This is a genomic window from Mesorhizobium sp. MC2-1-1 (assembly GCF_057597255.1).
In genome coordinates, this window is record NZ_CP195205.1 from 627,029 (window position 1) to 645,954 (window position 18,926).

Annotated in this window: 13 protein-coding genes and 1 tRNA gene; 9 read left to right on the plus strand and 5 right to left on the minus strand. The window is 60.6% G+C overall.

All coding sequences use genetic code 11. The features are described from left to right. Window positions 1-160 precede the first annotated feature (160 nt). Window positions 161-1,138 (minus strand): AraC family transcriptional regulator, encoded by a 978-nt coding sequence (locus ACR64R_RS02915; protein WP_487360195.1) that lies wholly within the window; start codon window positions 1,136-1,138, stop codon window positions 161-163. A 249-nt stretch (window positions 1,139-1,387) separates the two neighbouring features. On the opposite strand from ACR64R_RS02915, the gene ACR64R_RS02920 reads away from it, so the two are divergent. From ACR64R_RS02920 to ACR64R_RS02950, 7 genes are all read left to right on the plus strand, one after another. Continuing rightward, on the plus strand, window positions 1,388-2,428 hold the full coding sequence (locus ACR64R_RS02920; RefSeq protein WP_487360196.1) for an OmpA family protein: 1,041 nt from the start codon (window positions 1,388-1,390) through the stop codon (window positions 2,426-2,428). Window positions 2,429-2,831: 403 nt separating this feature from the next. Then, window positions 2,832-3,287 carry a hypothetical protein gene (locus tag ACR64R_RS02925; protein ID WP_487360197.1) on the plus strand — a complete coding sequence of 152 codons (456 nt, stop codon included), beginning with the start codon at window positions 2,832-2,834 and terminating at the stop codon, window positions 3,285-3,287. 629 nt (window positions 3,288-3,916) lie between these two features. Further along, window positions 3,917-4,714, plus strand: a complete 798-nt coding sequence (locus ACR64R_RS02930) for a hypothetical protein (protein ID WP_487360198.1) — start codon at window positions 3,917-3,919, stop codon at window positions 4,712-4,714. A gap of 424 nt (window positions 4,715-5,138) precedes the next feature. Further along, window positions 5,139-6,644, plus strand: coding sequence for an arylsulfatase B (locus tag ACR64R_RS02935; protein WP_487360199.1), 1,506 nt, complete (start codon window positions 5,139-5,141; stop codon window positions 6,642-6,644). Window positions 6,645-6,655: 11 nt separating this feature from the next. Beyond that, window positions 6,656-7,600, plus strand: a complete 945-nt coding sequence (locus ACR64R_RS02940) for a formylglycine-generating enzyme family protein (protein ID WP_487360200.1) — start codon at window positions 6,656-6,658, stop codon at window positions 7,598-7,600. A gap of 69 nt (window positions 7,601-7,669) precedes the next feature. Beyond that, the gene (locus ACR64R_RS02945; protein WP_487362364.1) at window positions 7,670-8,896 is read left to right on the plus strand and encodes an alpha/beta hydrolase; all 1,227 of its coding nucleotides are present in this window, start codon (window positions 7,670-7,672) and stop codon (window positions 8,894-8,896) included. A gap of 107 nt (window positions 8,897-9,003) precedes the next feature. Continuing rightward, complete coding sequence (locus ACR64R_RS02950) at window positions 9,004-10,683, plus strand: tetratricopeptide repeat-containing sulfotransferase family protein (protein WP_487360201.1); 1,680 nt, start codon at window positions 9,004-9,006, stop codon at window positions 10,681-10,683. A gap of 398 nt (window positions 10,684-11,081) precedes the next feature. On the opposite strand, the gene ACR64R_RS02955 is transcribed toward ACR64R_RS02950, so the two are convergent. Both ACR64R_RS02955 and ACR64R_RS02960 read right to left on the minus strand, forming a co-directional pair. After that, the gene (locus tag ACR64R_RS02955) at window positions 11,082-12,242 is read right to left on the minus strand and encodes a porin (RefSeq protein ID WP_487360202.1); all 1,161 of its coding nucleotides are present in this window, start codon (window positions 12,240-12,242) and stop codon (window positions 11,082-11,084) included. A gap of 442 nt (window positions 12,243-12,684) precedes the next feature. Continuing rightward, window positions 12,685-12,775: transfer RNA gene (locus ACR64R_RS02960), tRNA-Ser, on the minus strand. A gap of 449 nt (window positions 12,776-13,224) precedes the next feature. Between ACR64R_RS02960 and ACR64R_RS02965 the strand changes: the two genes are divergently transcribed. Together ACR64R_RS02965 and ACR64R_RS02970 are read left to right on the plus strand one after the other, a co-directional pair. After that, window positions 13,225-14,394 carry a porin gene (locus tag ACR64R_RS02965; protein WP_487360203.1) on the plus strand — a complete coding sequence of 390 codons (1,170 nt, stop codon included), beginning with the start codon at window positions 13,225-13,227 and terminating at the stop codon, window positions 14,392-14,394. Between the two features lie 241 nt (window positions 14,395-14,635). Beyond that, complete coding sequence (locus ACR64R_RS02970; protein WP_487360204.1) at window positions 14,636-15,712, plus strand: tyrosine-type recombinase/integrase; 1,077 nt, start codon at window positions 14,636-14,638, stop codon at window positions 15,710-15,712. A 77-nt stretch (window positions 15,713-15,789) separates the two neighbouring features. Here the strand turns inward: ACR64R_RS02970 and ACR64R_RS02975 are convergent, their stop codons facing one another. After that, on the minus strand, window positions 15,790-16,683 hold the full coding sequence (locus ACR64R_RS02975; RefSeq protein WP_487360205.1) for an alpha/beta fold hydrolase: 894 nt from the start codon (window positions 16,681-16,683) through the stop codon (window positions 15,790-15,792). A 102-nt stretch (window positions 16,684-16,785) separates the two neighbouring features. Further along, window positions 16,786-18,819 carry a lytic transglycosylase domain-containing protein gene (locus ACR64R_RS02980; RefSeq protein WP_487360206.1) on the minus strand — a complete coding sequence of 678 codons (2,034 nt, stop codon included), beginning with the start codon at window positions 18,817-18,819 and terminating at the stop codon, window positions 16,786-16,788. Between the last annotated feature and the right edge of the window lie 107 nt (window positions 18,820-18,926).

Here is an 18,926-nt window from a genome sequence, read left to right on the forward strand (position 1 = left end):
GCCACCAATGATCTCGGTAAGGCCTGTACACTGTATGCTGCCGCAACTTGTCCCTTGTTCAGATGCTACTAATTCTCGAATGCGCCCTCTATCCGGATTGCGCAAATGCGTCCGACTGGTTCGACCCTGGCGATGGCAATTCCGCAACGCCAGGCATTGGTCAACGTTTTCGGGAACCAAGATATGTCTCCCGGGGGGACTCACCGAAAAGCGATCGATAGCTCGCGGCAAAACGCCCAAGATGAGTGACGCCGACCTCCATAGCGACTTTCGTCACACTCAACCCATTCTCACGCGCGGTGATCAGCATCCGCCTGGCTTCATTCAGGCGCAGTGTCCTGATGAATTCGAGCGGACTTATCCCGAACTTGGTACGAAACGCATATTCCAACTGTCTGCGGCTTACCCCGATTTCCTTGCAAAGCCGAATGATCGGGATTTCTTCGCGGATGTGAGCGCGAATGAAATCTTCGGCTGCCCGCGCTTGGCGGAGATGTCGGCCTGCAGAGCGGGTTGTCCAAGGCAGAAGACCCGTCGCGATCGCCTCGGCGTCAGCAATTGCACCTAGATATTCGAGAAGCATCGTCGGAGGCCGCTCTGGCTGAACCTCACTGCAGACAGATGCTGCGAGCGCGCCTGCCATTGGCTCAAGATGACTGCGAATCGCTTGAGCGTGACCTGGCGAGAGACGAACGGCGCTGGGACTATCGGTTGCCTGCTCGGCGATCGTACCCGCGGCAACCGTCTGGATGATTTCCGCCCAGATGGCTCCTGGAACAACGGCAGCAGCGTAGATGAGACCGGGATGGACGGTCGCCGTGACTGTGGTGCCGGCCGGAATCGTCACGATCATGTCGTCTTGGAGAGGAATGCCGCAGATCGTCGAATCGCACGCGCGTTGGACGGCGACAAGGGCGACGGAGTCAGGATTGAAGCTGCCGATGGCGCGGAAGGCGCAATTGAATTCAGAAAGGTCAAGCGCCCATCTACCCGGCGACTGGATCTGCCGAATTCGCGACGGAAGCCACCCGGACGAAAGCCTGTCGATCTTTACGGGAAGACCGGAGGCGGCACTGGTAAGCTCGTCAGGGCCAAGCTCAACGTCCCTGTACGAGGGCAATGGCGGCCATTTTGTCAAACCCTTCATCCTTTGCGCAAAGTGGATAGCCTGATGCTAATATGAGATGTAGCTCATACGCAAATTGCGGGCGGATCAAATTGGCGCGAGTGGCCGGCAGGCGGCGTGGGGGTTTACTGCCGCGAAGGTCCGTTCCTGACGGGTGTGCGGGCGATGCCAAGTCCACTGCCGTGGACTGCCGGTATGGGCAAGGTCGAGACGTGAACCTCGCTGGCCAATCTATAGTTGAACTGGAAACTGGACGGGGAAATGACTGGAAAACTCTTACGGCGCGCAGGCGTGGCCTGCACGTTTCTTCTTGCTTCTTATGCACTCGCGCAGGCGCAGGACGACCTGGGACCCTTCATGCCTCACACGGGCGCAGTGATGACCACTGCCTGGGACAACGCCCAGGGACCTGATGCCGAATCGTGGATTAAGTTCGCCGACGTGACTTCAGCGAAAATAGATATCGACTATTCGAGTTCGCGCGGCACGGTTGCGAAACGGCGCCTGATGATCTCCGACAGGGCTACGGCGCGGAGCATCGTCCTGGGCTACGGCAAGAACATGCCACTGGTCATTCCGAACACGACGTCGCTTGGTACTTCGAGCGCGGTTTTGGACGAACTGCGCTCGTCCGGTCACGCCAACGCCGGTCTGATCTACAACGATGCGCTACACGCCATGCAAGGGCAGTTCACGTTGGCGGAACCGCATGTGACGATGAAGGTCATGGTTGATGACAACGAGGTGGATGTCCCAACGGTTCACGCCCGCGGACAGTTCAAGAATGGGCAGAAATCCGCTCAGGGCGACTTTTACTTTCTCGACAACCGCAATAATCCGATCCTGATCCAGTACAGCGTGCAGTTCAGCGGCGAAAAGGAACCGCGCACGGAGCGGATCGTGCATATCTCGGTAGGCGCGTCCCAGCGCCCTGCGATGGAACAGGCACTGGCCACAATGAAGGCCTACGATCTGTACGGCATCCATTTTGATTTTGGCAAAGCCACCATTCAGCGGGACACCGCGCCCTTGCTCAAGGACATGGCCACCACGCTCAAGAACAACCCGCTGTGGACCCTTCGCATCGTAGGTCACACGGACTCAATTGGTGATCCCAAGTTCAACTTGAAGCTGTCCAAGGAGCGGGCGGCGTCGATCAAGGCTGAACTCGTGAAGCGCGGCATCGCCGCGGCGCGGCTTGAAACTGACGGCCAGGGTGAGAACAACCCCAAGGGTGGCAACGACACTTTGGAAGGCCGAGCCATCAATCGCCGGGTTGAACTGATCCGCACTGACCGCTGACGACCAACGGTCGGCGCCACAGTTCCGCGAACTGGCGATGGCGGGTCGAGCTCGGCCATTGCCTTGCGGCCAGGCGGTCGACCGGTGAAGTTTCAGCCGGCGATCCGCCTTCGGACGCGAGAGACCTTCCTGATTGACCCAGCCCACCCGGGCGGAAATGAAGATTGTTGCAGTCGAGTTGATGGCAAAACTTCACGAATGCTGCGGTAGCGCGGGTGACGGCAACCGGGGAAAGGCTCCTATTGTCAGATCGCAATCGGCCCGAGTTGAACCCACCTGCCAAATCCTCGGGGCGGTGTATGCGGTTTGGCCGGACCGTTTCCGTTCCCACAATTGACCCGCAATTGAAATGGCGCACTTGCCTGGCCGTCTCCGCTCCGCAGCCCTGCAATTTGGCAAACCAGTGCAATTCTGGATCTGGCTACTGTTGCAGTCCGTTGCCGACACGATCGTGCTGTGGGATGGAATTCCTTTTTACCGACGGCTGCTGTCGGCCGGTCAACAGTTCGACCCATCACTCTATCGAATTGCCGGTCTCTGCTCGATCGTTGGCCAGGTTGGTTACTGGTCAGCGATGTCGCTGCGCGGCCGAGTGACCTTGCCTCGTAGCGTCGTCGCGGGCCACGTGGTCCAGTTCTTGGCGCGGCTCAATTTCATCTATGCCAGCGCCATGTTCTCCGTAGTGTTTTTCGTCAAGTTCGACGAACTGGATATCAGGCTGTGGAAGGTTGTCCTTCTGGTGGCCGTGCTGTTCTCGATGTTCTGCTATTCCTCTCAGCTGGAGTGGATTGGCAAGGCGCTCACTGTGGGCACGGCGGGCAAGCAAGCAAAAAGTGAGGCCGTTCCGTCGAAAGGCTGAGCCGTCTTCCTCCGGCGGTACGCGTCAATGAAAAGCTCACCGCCGCCACAGCGGCGCCGCAGAGCCCGTTGCCCGAAATTCGAGCGCTGCGTTCGCTGGCTGCGAAAATCCGCGCGGGACTGACAAGGTCACCGCAGGCACGCTGCGGCCGTCAGATTTCCGCCCGATCGGGACGATGGCGGCGCCACAGCGGAGATTGGCTGGACGGTCGGCGTCGATGCCCTTGGGCAGTCGGTTTCCTGCCGTCTGTCTGCCCGCGGGTCCGCTGCTGGCGTCGGGCGCGCAGCCGCGCGCAATCGCCTGGGGGTCGTTAGCCCGTGCCCTGCTGGTCCGTTGGTGTCTGACTTGGTGAGAGCACGACATAGTTTGCGCAAAATGGATAGAAAGACAGGTGCTTGAGGAATAGCTTTCTTAGCAATTGCGCAAGGTCAATTGCGCGGCATCCATGACGCGCGGCCTGCGGGGGACCATGCACATAAATTCCGAGGACGGTGCGGCCGGAACAGCGGATAGCGTGTTCCGGACTGCGGCGAGTTACAGAATCGGTCCTGCTGGCGCGCCATGACGATGGACGGATGCGGGCGCGTACGCGCCGGCCGAGTTTAGAAGATCGAGCAGCACTTGAGGGGATGATCGTGAAAAGATTTCGTTTGGTAGCCTTGGGAACGGTTGTGATATCGGCGCTTTGTGCGGTCAACGCATCTGCGGCGGACATCGCCAAGCAGCAGTATGAGGGCTGGACGTTCACTGTCGCCCCGTATCTCTGGGCCTCGGGAATTAAAGGCGAAAGCGGACTCTTCGGACTGCCGCCTCAGGATGTCGATGTGAGCTTCAGCGACGTGCTGCACCACCTCAAATTCGGCTTCATGGGGCTCACGGAAGCTCGCAACGGGCCTTTCACAATCAGCACGGACATCGTGTACGCCAAGCTCGACGCCAACATAGGCACCCCGAGGGGAATCCTCGCCTCGAACATCGATGCGACGGTGAGCACTTTCATGGGCACGGCGCTGGGTGGTTACAGCGTTTACTATCAGGATGGGACGAATTTCGATCTTGTCGCCGGTGCCCGCCTCTGGTCGGTCGACAACAGTTTCGATTTCCACGGAGGTGCGCTGGATGGCAGGTCAGCGAGCGACGGCGATACTTGGGTCGATCCGGTGATCGGCGCCAAATTCAAGGCCGATGTCGGTAACGGATTCTACTTGGCTGGCTGGGGCCTCGTCGGCGGTTTCGGCGCAGGCTCCAAATCAATGTGGGATGTGATGGGAGGCGCCGGTTATCAGTTCAATGACAAGATGTCGATGTTCGTCGGTTATCGGGCCGTGCACGACAATTATAGCCACGACGGCTTCGTGAACAAACTCACTCAGCAGGGTCCGATGCTGGGGCTCACTTATCAATTCTCGCCAGCCCATTCGGGATAATGGCGGATTGACATGACGTGGTTGGCTCTCTGCGGCGCTTGCATTCGGTGTGCGGGGAGAGCGTCTGAGCCGCGGCGTGATAGCCGCAGCGATGCTCTCCTGGCACGGCCGGTCAGGATGACAAAAAATACCTCCTTTGCGCAAAGTGGATAGCGGTATGGTTTTCTTACCAATAACTTAAACGGAAGCGGCGCGAGACTAAATTGCGCGCAATATCGCCGATGCGCGGCGAGTGGGGAACATGAACAGGCGGGGCTATTCGCAGGCGTGCGCAGACGACATTGAGCGCGCCGCGGCAAAGGCAACGGCAGACGTGGATGCCGAGCCGCCGCGTTGGATTCCAGGCAAATGATTGGCGCCAGAAACACCAGACGCGCCACGGTTTTGAGCAGAACGGCGTGAATTAGCAGAGCAGGGGCATAATATGAGCAACGATCGAGACTTGTCGGCCGAGGCCGGTATCAACAAAATCACGCGGCGCGCGGCGTTGATGGCCGGCACGGCGGCCGCGGTCTCGCGGTTTGCGGCGCCGATCGGCCTGACTGGCGCGCTCGCCAGTCTTGCGGGCGTCGAAGAGGCGTCGGCCCAGGCGTTACGCCCCAACATTGTCTACATCATTACCGACGATCAGGGCTGGAAGGACGTCGGCTTCCACGGCTCGGACATCAAGACACCCAACATCGACAAGCTTGCCGCTGAGGGCGCACGGCTGGAGCAGTACTACGCCCAGCCCATGTGCACTCCGACCCGCGCGGCGTTGATGACTGGCCGTTATCCCTTCCGGTATGGCCTGCAGACCGCCGTGATCCCGCAGGGCGGTTCCTACGGCTTGGGGCTGGACGAGTATCCCCTGCCGCAAATGCTCAAGGATGCTGGGTACGCCACGGCGATGAGTGGCAAATGGCACTTGGGGCATTCCAAGACCGCATACTGGCCGCGCCAGCGCGGATTCGATTCATTCTACGGTGCGCTGCTCGGCGAGATTGACCATTTCACGCATAAGGCGGCAAACGGTAACCCCGATTGGTATCGGGACAACAAACCTCTCAAAGAGAAGGGGTACGACAACTTGTTGATCGGCGCCGAAGCGGTGCGGGTGATCAACAAGCACGATCAGAAGGCCCCGCTGTTCCTGTATCTTGCCTTTACGGCGCCGCACACTCCGTTCCAGGCGCCGGACGAATATCTTCGCCGCAACAGCCAGATCGCCGACGAGAGTCGGCGGAAGTACGCGGCTATGATTTCGGTGGTCGACGACCAGGTCGGCAAAGTCGTCGAGGCTCTCGAAAAGCGCGGCATGCGCGAAAATACCCTGATAGTCTTTCAGAGTGACAACGGCGGTGTGGTCGACGCGCAATTTGCCGGCGAAAGCGCGGTCAAGGGCAAGCTTCCCGCCGACAATGGGCCTTTCCGGGAGGGGAAGGGCACAACGTATGAAGGGGGCACGAGGGTTCCTGGCTTGGTCAACTGGCCGGGAAAGATCAAGCCGGCGTCGGTCGATGGAATGATGCACGTCGTCGACATGTACCCAACGCTTGCAGGCCTGGCCGGCGCCAAGCTCGGCAAGAACAAGCCGCTGGACGGAATGGATATGTGGCCTGTGCTCAGCGAAGGAAAGTCCTCGCCACGAACCGAACTCGTCTACAATATAGAACCGATGGCGGCCGCGGTGCGCGAGGGCGATATGAAGCTCGTTTGGAAAGCGACACTGCCGCAAAGGATTGAGCTTTTCGACCTTTCGAAGGATCACAAAGAAGCGAACAACCTGGCCGATCAGAATCCGGACATGGTCAAGAAGCTGCAGGGACGCATTACCGAACTCGCGACCCAGATGGCTCCCCCGCTTATAATGATGGATGCCGTGAAGATGGTTCTGCACTCGGACACGTTGCTGCCCGACGCGTCCGAAATGTTCAACGTGGGAGACTGATTTTCGTCACCATGGACACGCCGATCGGGGCGCTGACGCGCGAGGACATGGTATGGATTCCTGGTGGCGAGTTCCTCATGGGATCGGACAGCCACTATCCAGAAGAGGCGCCGGCGCACCGCGTGATCGTCGGCGGCTTCTGGATGGATCGCACGACGGTCACGAACAACGAGTTCAGGCGCTTTGTCGAGGCCACGGGCTATCGGACGCTGGCTGAGCATCCGGCGAACGCGGCGGATTATCCTGGGGCCAGCGCCGAGGCATTGGCCCCTGCCTCGGCCCTGTTCGTAAAACCCCCGCGCGGCATCAATCGCGACAATCATTACAATTGGTGGGCCTACGTTCGAGGAGCAAGCTGGAGGCATCCGCGAGGGCCCGCCAGCGGACTGAAGGGGCTTGAAAACCATCCAGTAGTCCACATCGCGTATGAGGATGCCGAAGCCTATGCGAACTGGGCGGGCAAAGCGCTGCCTACCGAGGCTGAATGGGAGTTCGCCGCGCGCGGCGGATTGGACGGCGCCGAGTTCGTTTGGGGCGACGAACTGACCCCGGGCGGCCAGCATATGGCCAACACCTACCAAGGGGAATTTCCTTACCAGAATGCCTGCGAGGACGGATACGAATGGACTGCGCCGGTCGGCTCGTTTCCGGCAAATGGCTACGGGCTCTACGACATGGCCGGCAATGTCTGGCAGTGGACCGTGGATTGGTACCAAGACCACCGCCAGATCGAGAGCCCATGTTGCACGATGACCGATCCGCGGGGGGGCGAGCGCGAAGCGAGCTACGATCCGGCGACGCCTGACATCAGGATCGCCCGCAAGGTCACTAAAGGCGGGTCCTTCCTTTGCGCTCCCAGCTACTGCCGGCGTTATCGTCCCGCCGCTCGGATGGCGCAGCCGGTGGATACTTCCACTTGCCACCTTGGGTTTCGTTGCATCCGGCGCGCGGGGTGATCGAGCCTTCTGCAGGCTCGGCGAGCGTAATGTGCGAAAGATCTGACGGTGAGTGTTGAGCAAGGCGTGATGAAGCAATCTCCGGTAAAGAACCGGCGGGTCAACAAAGTCATACCCGCTTTGCTTTTGCTTGCGCTCACGGCATGTGCAGGAAGGCCGGAAGGCGTTCTCGCGCCGATTCCCGCGAATTTGGTTTCACCGGCAGCCTCGGATGTGACGATGTTGGTGGCGACGAGCCGCAAGCCGTCCGGAGATCCGGCAACCTTGTTTACGGGCGAGCGCAGTCCGGCTCTGTCCCTTACCGACCTGACGATCTCGATTCCGCCGAACCGTGCGCCCGGCACGGTCGAGTGGCCGAAAAAGCTGCCACCAGACCCCCAAAAGGATTTCGCCGTCCTTGCAGCAAGGAACCTGTCGATTCCCGAAGCGCACAAATGGCTGCATGCTCATAATTCGAACGGCCGCGTTCTCGTCTTCGTGCATGGCTTCAACAACCGCTACGAGGATTCGGTCTTTCGCTTCGCGCAGTTTGTGCATGACTCCCGGGCAAAAGTGGTGCCGATACTCTTCACGTGGCCGTCGCGCGCAAGCGTGCTGGGTTACAATTACGATAAGGAGAGCACCAATTTCTCCCGCACGACATTCGAGCGGACACTGAAGGCCTTGGCGGACGACCGGAGCGTGACGGATATCACCGTCATGGCGCATTCGATGGGCAGCTGGCTCGCGATGGAATCGTTGAGGCAGATGGCGCTGGAGGACAAGCAGGTTTCGCCTAAGATCAAGAACGTCATCCTCGCGTCTCCCGATCTCGATGTGGAGGTCTTCGGTCGTCAGTGGACCGAGCTCGGACCGAAAAAACCCAAGTTCACCATCACCGTCTCGCGGGACGATCGGGCGCTTGCTCTCTCGCGTCTGATTGCAGGCAACGTCGATAGGGTCGGGCAGGCCGACCCGTCGAAGGAGCCGTACAAATCGAAGCTGCAGGCGGCCGGAATAACGGTTCTCGACCTGACCGACGTGAAGACTGCGGATAATTTGAACCACAGCAAGTTCGCCGAAAGTCCTGAAATCGTGCAACTCTTGGGGGGGCAGTTGGCTTCCGGCCAAACCCTGACGGACTCGAGGGTGGGACTGGGCGATGAACTGGGCTTGATCATTGCTGGCTCGGTCGACGCCGTCGGCAACGCGGCGGCAAAAACGGTCAGTGCGCCGGTCAGCGTGGAAGGAAAGAGTACCAATCTTCCGCCAGACGAACTCGCGACGATTCTGAGGGGTGACGCGACGACCCAGTGACGGGCCGTAGCGGCGCCGGATTCGCCTGGCGAAGACATCGGCTGGCGGTCTCTTCACGGCGCGGTCACAGGCTGGATTCTTTACGCCGTTTTTGCTAGCGAGGCGCCATGAACAATCGTCTGCCGCCTGCTTGGTCCAAGCACCTCAAGTCCGGCCCCGCGCCGAAGCCGAAATGGCCACAGGCAACTCCGCCACAGCCGAGCTTCCGGCAACCGAACTCGCTTGCCCGCGCGCAGGCCGATGACGCTTTGCTGATGAAAGCCTATGAGCATCAGCAAGCCAAACGGCTCGATGAAGCACAGGACCTGTGCTTCCAGGTGCTGGAGCGAACACCGAACCATCCGCTGGCCCTCTACATCATGGGCACCGTTTGTCTGGGTTACGACGACGAGGCGGCGTTGCGCTATTTCGCGCGGGCGATCGCCGAGGAGCCCAGGAACCCTTATTACCATCTCAGCCTCGGCGAGGCCTATGGCAAGCTGAGTGAATATTCGGCGGCTATCAAGCATATTCAATATGCCTTGGAAGTGCAGCCAGATTTGATCGAGGCGCTTTGTGCCCTGGGACGCGTCTACACCCAGTTCGACAAACCCGACCTGGCTTTGCCGCTTTACGAGAAGGCGATGAAGATCAACCGCGACCATCCCAAGGCGCGGATCGGGATAGCGGCCGCGCTCACCGGCCTTGGGCGCATGGATGAGGCTGCTTCCTATCTCGAGGAGGCGATCGAACGCCGCATCGACGTGGCGGCCGCCTACTACGACCTCGTGCAGACCCGAAAATTTACCGAGGAGCCCGCGGAACTCCAGTCGATCCTCGGCGAATTGAGCAGTCCTGGACTCACGCCTGAGGCCAAAGCCAGTCTCAACTACGCCGCCGGCAAGGTGGAGAACGACCTCAAACGCTATGCGGAAGCCTTCGACCATTTCAAGAGGGCAAAGCAAGCGGAAGGCCACAAGTTCGACATCGACCAGTATCGCCGCTTTATTGACCTGACGATTGAAACCTTCACGCCGGAGCTGTTTGCCGCAAGGTCCGACTACGGCAACCCGTCCGAAGCGCCTGTGTTCGTGGTGGGCATGCCACGTTCGGGTACGACGCTTACCGAACAGATCTGCGCCAGCCATCCCGAGGTTCACGGGGCGGGCGAGCTCAGCAAGCTGAGGCGGGTGGCGAACGCGATCGGCCTGCAAGCCTCGGCGGCCGATTTCAACAAACCGATCGCGACGATCACCGAGGCCTTGTCGAAGACTTTGGCCGAAGAACACCTTTCCTATCTGCGGGAGCGTGCCCCGACCGCGCAGCGCATCATCGACAAGATGCCGCACAATTTCGAACTGATCGGCCTGCTTACGCTTCTGTTCCCAAAGGCCCGCATCATTCATTGCCGCCGCGATGCAATTGACAATTGCGTATCGTGCTACGTCCTGCCCTTCAGCTCGGCGCACGGCTACAATACGGACCTGCAGGCGCTCGGCCTCTATTATCGTGAATATGACCGCCTGATGCGTCACTGGACTGAGGTTTTCCCGGACCGCATCTTCGAGAATCGCTATGAGACCCTTGTCGAGGATCAGGAAGCGCAGTCGCGACGGCTCATCGAATATCTGGGGCTGCCGTGGGATGATGCCTGCTTGCGCTTCTTTGAGAGGGAAGGGGCTGTCACCACGCCCAGCCGCTGGCAGGTCCGTCAGCCCATATACAAATCCTCCGTGAAGCGTTGGAAGAATTTCGAAGGCGAAATTGCCCCGCTGATCGAAGCTTTGGGCGACTTGGCAGCTACCTGATCTTCGGCAAGATGCGGTAAGCGGATGGCGGTGCGCCGGGAGGCATCGCCGTGAAAGTGCGTCGCCGGTTCTGTTCTGCGTGAGCCGATTCGAATGCCGCCATTCTATGAAGCCGGTTCCGGCACATCCATCAGCTCCGCCTCAACCAACGGGAAATCCATCGTCGAAAAATCCCGCTCTATCCCAGCGCCGGAGCGGGCTGTCGTCCGCATATTCGCGCGGTGTAGGCCCGTAGCCCGGCCCGGACCGAGCTAGAACATCCAGACAGCTTCACAGGCCGACTGCGGCACGGCGGCGAGCCGCAAGGCTGGGCGGCAAGCTCGCTTGAGATGGCGGATCCAATGAAAAACCCGGCGGTTGCCCGCCGGGTTTTCCTATTTGCCCAGAAATATCTGGCCTTAGAAGTCGCGCTGGAAGCGGAGCATACCGCCCCAGCTGTTCTTCTTGGTGGCATTGGTCCAGTTGGAATTGTCCGCGTCGTTGAACCTGCCGTCGTGGAGGAAGTCCACTTCGGGCGTGATCGTCAAGCCGGGAACGACGGTGTAGGCAATGTTAGCTGCAACGCCGTAGTTCTTGAACTGATCGCCCGACACCTGAAGGTTGAACGAAGCCTTGTCGCTGAACTTGTAGGTGCCACCGGCCCAGAAGCCCCAGTGACCACCCCAGGCCTTGTAGAAGTCGCGAGCGAGACCGACGTCGCCGAGCTTGCCGTCGCTGCCGTAACCGAACATGCCGAACAGCGTCAGTTCGTTGGACACGTTCACATCCAGGCGAACCTTGCCGGTCACGTTTTCGTAGTTGCTGTTATAGGCAACCACGCCGGTGATCGCGCCCCAGCCCTGCGTCCACTTAACGCCGCCGACGACATGCGGGACATAGCTGTCGATCGTGTTCACGCCATAACCATTGTAGTTATGAAGAGCGCCAAAGGCGGAACCCGAACCCTCTTCAAGCGAGACCACGGCCGAGAAACCATTGCCGGCATCGAAGTAGTACTGGACGACGTTGGTGTCGAAGCCGCCGTAAGGAACCAGCGTATCCTGGATGACGTTGCCCGCGTAGCCGATGAACGTATCGAAGGCCGATTCGTCCTTACCGACGCGGAGACCACCGAGCTGGATCCACGCAAAGTTCAGCGAAACACCGCTGTTGCCAGCAATGTTCGGGTACGCGTCGCCCTGGATGTTCTGGAAGTTGAAACGGGTCTCGGTGTAGGTCTTCAAGGTGCCGAGCTCGGTTTCCTGGCCGGTCCAGGTCTTCAGGGTGAAGCGGGCATGCTTGTAGAAGGTGCCCTGGTCCTTGCCGTCGATGACGTCGTGGGCACGGGCGCCGTCAAACGAGCCGATGTCGCCAACGCCGATGTCGTAACGGACATAGCCGCCGATGCGCAGGCAGGTCTCGGTGCCCGGGATATAGAAGTAGCCGGCACCGTAGACGTCGCAGATCTTGACGTATTCGGCCGGTTCCGGCTCGGCGACGGTCACAGCGTCGGCGGCGCGAGCACCGGAAACTGCGATCAGGGCCGCAGCGGAGCCGAGAAGAAGGCTCTTGATGTTCATTTTCTGACCTCCAGTCAGAATCGAACACCAGAGTCGAGTGAGCCGCGCTTAAGCACCCTCTTTTCCTTTTTATTTCAGATGGATAGACATTGACTCGGTTAGCAAGGTTCCGTCCGCCAAAACCGCTTGCTGGCGAAGACCTTGCCGGATCCGGTCTTGAAATATTGCTCGAGTTGGCGCGTTGCCTCGGTTTCGACCCCGATATAGGCCTTCAAGATCACAGGCAGATAAGCCTTGGTCGAGGTGACGCGACCCGATCGACGCGATTCGAAACGACGCCGGGAGATCGTCTGTCGACCCGAGACAGACATCGCCGCTCTGGAGCTGCAGGAGATAGACGCACCACAATAGCCCCGCTACGTCGTAACTTCGGGCGACATTTCCAGGCCCAAAATGCGGTTCCGGGCGACCTGCCACCCAAAGCTCGAAGAGCGAAGCAGGATGGCGGAGAGGATGGGATTCGAACCCACGAGAAGCTTTTGACCTCTACTCCCTTAGCAGGGGAGCGCCTTCGACCACTCGGCCACCTCTCCGTCGCGCCGGTGGATAAAGAAAAGCGCCGGCACAATCAACAAGCCGGCGCCATAATCAGCGAAAATTCGGCAGTCCCATGCGCTCCCCCCCTCTTCGATGGCGATTCTGAGGCAATTGCCTGGCGGCCGACTCGCCTGCGCGTCGCAATTCGGTCGACCCTTTGCCGGATTCGACCGGATTCAGGCGCCACAACGGCCTCGATGGTTAACGAGAGCTTTCTGAGTGAGGCCAAATCGTGTCATTTGTGCAACAACCCTCGGCGATAGCGTCCCGACAGTCCTTGCGCCGATACGATCCTGGTTGAACGGCGGCGGCTCATGGGTAATGTCAGCTTCGAAGGAGCGGCGCGGTGCGCATCTTTTTCGGTAGTGGGGATGGGGCAGGGAACGCTGTCCTTCAGCAAAAAATACCCAGACCCGTTTTTTAACTTTTGACTGGAGGTCAGAAAATGAACATCAAGAGCCTTCTTCTCGGCTCCGCTGCGGCCCTGATCGCAGTTTCCGGTGCTCGCGCCGCCGACGCTGTGACCGTCGCCGAGCCGGAACCGGCCGAATACGTCAAGATCTGCGACGTCTACGGTGCCGGCTACTTCTATATCCCGGGCACCGAGACCTGCCTGCGCATCGGCGGCTATGTCCGTTACGACATCGGCGCTGGCGAAGTCGGTTCCTTCGATGCCGCGCGCGCCACCGACGTCAAGGACGGGTCCGAACAGGGAACGTGGCAGAAGAATGCCCGCTTCACCCTGAAGACCTGGACCGGCCAGGAAACCGAGCTCGGCACCTTGAAGACCTACACCGAGACCCGCATCAACTTCGGCAATACCCTGTCGAGCGGTCTTGCCAGGTATGATACCGTGAACGACGTTTATGTTTCCGGCCCCGGTGCCTTCAACAAGGGTGTCTCGCTGAACTTCGCCTGGATCCAGCTTGGCGGCCTCCGCGTCGGTAAGGACGAATCGGCCTTCGATACGTTCATCGGCTACGCCGGCAACGTCATCCAGGATACGCTGGTTCCCTATGGCGGCTTCGACACTAACGTCGTCCAGTACTACTTCGATGCCGGCAACGGCTTCTCTGCCGTGGTTTCGTTGGAAGAGGGCTATGGTCGCTTCACGATCGACAGCTATGTTCCGCACGTCGTCGGTGGTGTGAAGTGGACGCAGGGTTGGGGCGCAATCACCGGCGTCATCGCTTATGACAGCAACTACGAAGAGGTCGCTGGCAAGGTCCGCTTGGATGTCAACGTCAATGACGCGCTGACGCTGTGGGTGATGGGTGGCTACGGCTCAGATGGCAACTACAAGGACGGCGGCTACTTCCTTCCGGGTGGCGATCGCGGCATGTACAAGCTGTGGGGTGGCAACTGGGCAGTGTGGGGCGGCGGCACCTACAAGTTCAACGAGAAGACCTCGTTCAACGTCCAGGCTTCTTATGATGAGTCGAAAGACTTCGGTCTCGCGGCGAACGTTGCCTACACCGTCGTTCCTGGCATGACGATCACGGCCGAAGTTGATTGGGCTCGTACTGACCACTCGACCTTCGGTAACTGGACCGGCATCCCCGGCGACAAGAAGAACGCAGTCGGCGGTTTGCTCCGCTTCCAGCGCGACTTCTAAGGGCTGAAACCCTACAGGTGAAATCCGGCCCGGGCGTTTCCATGCCCGGGCCGTTTTGTTTTCGCGGCTGTGGCAATTCGAACGAAAGGATGGGGGTGAAACGGTAAGCTGAAGATCCGTGGGATGGTTTCGTGGAAGCCGCCTGTTGGTGGATGAAATCACAACCGCGTGATCGAAACTCTTGAAAGGATGCTCCCAAACGGTTAGGGCTGGTTCCTTAACCACGGGGGTGTGGCTAAGAATGTCGAACGAAGCGGTTCAAGAGGCTGATGCCTCTGGTCATTTTGCGTTCTTTTCTTCTCAGAATTCGAAGTTCAACTACACGTTTAACAAGATCAGAGAAGTAAAGTCCTTTAGGATCGGGGAGCTTTTCGCAGCTTATCGAGATATACTCTGGGATGATGGGCGGCATAAATACAATGTCAGCTCTTTCATCGGTGAAATAGACGAGATCCTCCTTGGGGAGCGTTTCAGCACCTTCGACCAGAACACCCTGGACAATCTTGTCGGTACATTGCGCCAGCGCGGCAACAGCAACGCAACCATCAATCGCAAGATGGCTGCCCTCAGCAAATTGCTGCGCAAGGCTCATAAGATGGGAGATATCCACAGCCTGCCCGAGTTCCGCCGCCAGAAGGAGCGGGCCGGACGGATTCGTTTCCTCGAACGGGACGAAGAGGCGAGGCTGTTTGCGGCTATAAGGAGCCGCAGCGAGGATGCCTACAGGCTTTCCGTCTTCCTGGTCGATACCGGCTGCCGCCTCGGCGAGGCGCTCGGCCTGATCTGGAACGATATTCAGGAACATCGGGTCTCCTTCTGGATCACCAAGTCCGGTCGCAGCCGCACTATTCCGATGACCGAGCGGGTCAAGGAGGTGATCAAGCTGCCACCGAACACGGAAGGGCGCCGGCCGAAAGGCCCGTTCACCAAGCTGACCCAGGCACAGTATCGCGCGATCTGGAATGAGGCGAAGACGGAGGTCGGTCTCGGCGCCGACGAGCAGGTGGTGCCCCACATCCTGCGTCACACCTGCGCTTCACGCCTCGTCCAGGGCGGCATCGACATAAGGCGCGTGCAGATGTGGCTTGGCCACCAGACGCTGTCGATGACCATGCGTTACGCCCACCTTGCCACCAACGATCTCGATGGCTGTGTCGTCGTTCTCGAGAAGCCCCGCGCAGATGAAGCGTCGTCGCGCTCGGCGGAAGGCTCTGTGTTTGCTTCACCCCTCACCACGCCGACTTCTGCCACGTCGTCTAGCAAATCGAAGCGGCCGGAGCCGGCCAAAGCGCCCCGCAAGCGCTCGAAAGGCGAATAGGCCGGTCGGAAACGACCCTGCCGGTAGGGCAAATCTATATTTAAGTGGAAGGCTCGGGGCTGGTATAGAATCGGGCTTTATTTCATTTCGCCTTGATTTTCGACCCGATCGAGAAACGCGGCGATCTTCTCCGGCAAGTCACCGGTTTCGAGGAAGGGCGCGTGGCCCTGTCCTTCGACGATGATCGATTCCATGCCGGGATGACGTCTGTGCATCTCCCCAAGCGTGGCCAGGGACAGAAGCTTCGAGTTTGCGCCGCGAATGGCAAGCAGCGGGATGGCGGCCAGAGCGTCGAACTGCGGCCAAAGATCCGGCAGCGGCTTGGAGAGATCGACGCCGGCCAGCGTCTCGACCAGGGCGGGATCGAAATCCGGCAGCCAGCCGGCCTCCGTTTCGCGGCAGATCGCGGCCACCATGCGCGCCCAGTCGGCATCCGCGAGCATTGGAAAATCGGCGCCATGCACGCGCCGCTGGGCGTCCATCGCTTCGGCGAAGGTCCTCGGTTTCGGCGCGCGATCGAGATAGCTGCTGATATGGATGAGGCCTTCTCTCTCGATCACTGGGCCTATGTCGTTCAGCACGACCGCCCTCAGCGCGGCCGGCTTCAGCGCGCCGAGCACATGGATGATCAGCCCGCCGCGCGAGGTGCCGATGAAGGTGGCCTGTTCGATACCGAGCGCCGACAACCCGGCAAGCACGTCGCCCGCCTCGACCCCTACGTTATAGTGGCCGCTATCGGGATCGTAGTCCGACTGGCCGCGGCCGCGATAGTCGAAGGCGATGACTTTGCGCGGCTGTGGCGCTCCGCTCGAAAGATGGAGCGCGAGCTCATGGAAATCGCGGGCATTGCGGGTGAGGCCGGGCAGGCAGACGACAGGCCAGCCGGCTGAAATTGCCCCACCGTAGATGCGGGCGTGAAGCCTCAGCCCGTCATGCGATGTATAGAAGAAGTCGGAAAAATCGCCCGCCATCGGTGCTGTCCTTGCCGGATTGACCTGACAGCTACAGGCGAGGGGGAAGATCGTCAAATCGTCGAGGCTCGCCCTGCTCGCGGGAGGGGAGGAGTGGGCCTTTCAGCTCCGCCCGTTCACGAGATCCCCCACGATGTCGTATTTGCCTGAAATACGCATCTTGTAGACCTCGTAATTCTCCATCACGCGCTGCACGTAACTCCTTGTTTCCGTGTAGGGGATCCGCTCGATCCAGTCGACCACCTCATCGACCTGCTTGCCGCGCGGATCGCCGTATTTGGCCACCCATTGGGCGGCGCGGTTGGGGCCGGCATTGTAGCCGGCGAAGGTCAGCACGTAGGAGCCGCCGAACCGGTCGAGCTGTTCGCCGAGGAAGGCCGAACCCAGCGTCGCGTTGTAGCCGGCATCGCTCGTCAGCCTCGCTTGCGAGAAACTCATGCCGGCCTTCTTGGCCAGTTGCCTGGCCGTACCCGGCATCAACTGCAGCAGGCCGCGCGCGCCTGCGCTGGACACCGCGCCGACATTGAACTCGCTTTCCTGGCGGGCGATGGCATAGGCCAGCGCCTTGCCGGACCCGGAAATATTGGCCGAGTCGGGAATGACGCCGAGCGGATGCGACAGCGCGCCGACATCGATGCCGCGTTGGGCGGCGATCTTGCCGACCTTGAGCGCCATGAAGTGGTTGCCCTGTTTTTCGGCCAGCAGCGCGAGCAGGGCCAGTTCGCCCGGACTGGTCAGCTGTCCGGCAAGGTCGCGATAGAGCGTCTCGGCGTAGCGGTCATAGCCCGCTTCCTGTAGCCGTTTGATCGCGCTCACCGCCTCGCGGCCGTCGAAACTCTGGCGGTCCGCGTTGCTCGGCTTCGGATAGGCGATGTTGAGGGTCCTCAAGCCCACGCGCTCGCCCGCGAGCTGGCCGTAGAACGTCGTGCCATAGCTGGCAGCGCGTGTGAAATAGTCCCTAGCGCTGCCCGGACCTCCGACTTCCGCGGCGCGGCCGAGCCAGTAATAGGCGCGCGACAGCGACACCGGCCCCCGGGCGAATTCGGTGATGCGATTGAAGTGGCTGGCTGCGGTTGCGGGATCGTTGAGACCGCGCAACGCGTACCAGCCGGCATGGAACTCGGCTTCGGCGGCGTTCAGCGGGCTCTCGGCGGCGTGCATGGAGACGATCTTGTAGGCGGTCTTCATGTCGCCGAGGTCGACCAGCTCGCGCGACAGCACGCGACGCTCGACCCACCAGGCGTCGGGGTCGACCAGGGCCTTGCCGTCGGTCGGCGCTTTCATCACGACCGCCGCGGCATCGGCGAATTTCTGCTGCTTGCGCAGATATTCGGCCTCGGCGAAGAAGTAACCGGCCGAACGCTGAGCCGCGGGCACCGCCTTCAACAGTTTGGCCGCGTTCTTGTCGCCCCTGTCGGCCGCCGCCCAGGCATCCGCCAACTGCTGCGCTCCCGCAAGGCCGGCGACGCGCAGGGCCGAGGAGGGCCGGTCGGCATAGAACATGCGCTCCATGCGGTAGCGGTGGTCGGCGGCCGGAATCAGCGCGCCGAATTCCTTGATGACGGTCGCCTCGTCCTTCGCTTCCAGCTTCTCGGTGCGCCAGAACGGCACCAGCACCGCGCGCGCCGCGGCCTGGTTGCCCAGCGCCACCTGCGAGCGGGCAAGGATGATCACGCCTTCCGGCGTCAGCGGCTGGCTGCGGCCGAAGGCCTGCACCACAACTTGCGGCGGCGGGTTCTCGCGATAGAGCGCGCGCTCGCTGTTCTTGCGCAGCGCGATCGTGCCGGGCCACCCGGGCAGCATCCTGGCCGCGTCGGCGATCTCGCCGCTAGGCACCTGATCGCCGCCGTAAAGCGCGATCGCCCAGGCAAGGATGTGACGGTCGAGCGAAGTGGCGGGCAGTGTGTCGCGCGCATTGCGCGCGCCTACGATGTTGTTGGCGGCAAGCGCATCGAGCCCGCTCTTCAGTTCCGCAATGTCGGGGGCGATCGGCGTCTGGCCCGGCGCCTGTGGTGCGTCGGGGGCCGGAATCGAGGCCGTCGCGCGCACGTCGACGCTGCCGCCGAGCGCCATTGTTGGCGTCAGCGCGGCGATCGCGCCCAAAAGCGCGAAGAAATGAGGCCGCCTCATCGGCATATTCAATCCTAGCACATCGTCAGCGGGTACGGCGTCAGAAGCCTAAACGGACTCTAAACATAGGTGGTGAAGGGCTCGTAAACAAAAGGTTATCGAGGCCGTTCGAA

What these genes read in the sequence shown, in the direction of transcription:
- ACR64R_RS02920 (WP_487360196.1), top strand. Translation starts at nt 1,388, where the DNA reads ATGACTGGAAAACTCTTACGGCGCGCAGGCGTGGCCTGCACGTTTCTT.
- ACR64R_RS02930 (WP_487360198.1), top strand. Translation starts at nt 3,917, where the DNA reads ATGATCGTGAAAAGATTTCGTTTGGTAGCCTTGGGAACGGTTGTGATA.
- ACR64R_RS02935 (WP_487360199.1), top strand. Translation starts at nt 5,139, where the DNA reads ATGAGCAACGATCGAGACTTGTCGGCCGAGGCCGGTATCAACAAAATC.
- ACR64R_RS02940 (WP_487360200.1), top strand. Translation starts at nt 6,656, where the DNA reads ATGGACACGCCGATCGGGGCGCTGACGCGCGAGGACATGGTATGGATT.
- ACR64R_RS02945 (WP_487362364.1), top strand. Translation starts at nt 7,670, where the DNA reads ATGAAGCAATCTCCGGTAAAGAACCGGCGGGTCAACAAAGTCATACCC.
- ACR64R_RS02950 (WP_487360201.1), top strand. Translation starts at nt 9,004, where the DNA reads ATGAACAATCGTCTGCCGCCTGCTTGGTCCAAGCACCTCAAGTCCGGC.
- ACR64R_RS02955 (WP_487360202.1), bottom strand. Translation starts at nt 12,242, where the DNA reads ATGAACATCAAGAGCCTTCTTCTCGGCTCCGCTGCGGCCCTGATCGCA.
- ACR64R_RS02965 (WP_487360203.1), top strand. Translation starts at nt 13,225, where the DNA reads ATGAACATCAAGAGCCTTCTTCTCGGCTCCGCTGCGGCCCTGATCGCA.
- ACR64R_RS02970 (WP_487360204.1), top strand. Translation starts at nt 14,636, where the DNA reads ATGTCGAACGAAGCGGTTCAAGAGGCTGATGCCTCTGGTCATTTTGCG.
- ACR64R_RS02975 (WP_487360205.1), bottom strand. Translation starts at nt 16,683, where the DNA reads ATGGCGGGCGATTTTTCCGACTTCTTCTATACATCGCATGACGGGCTG.
- ACR64R_RS02980 (WP_487360206.1), bottom strand. Translation starts at nt 18,819, where the DNA reads ATGCCGATGAGGCGGCCTCATTTCTTCGCGCTTTTGGGCGCGATCGCC.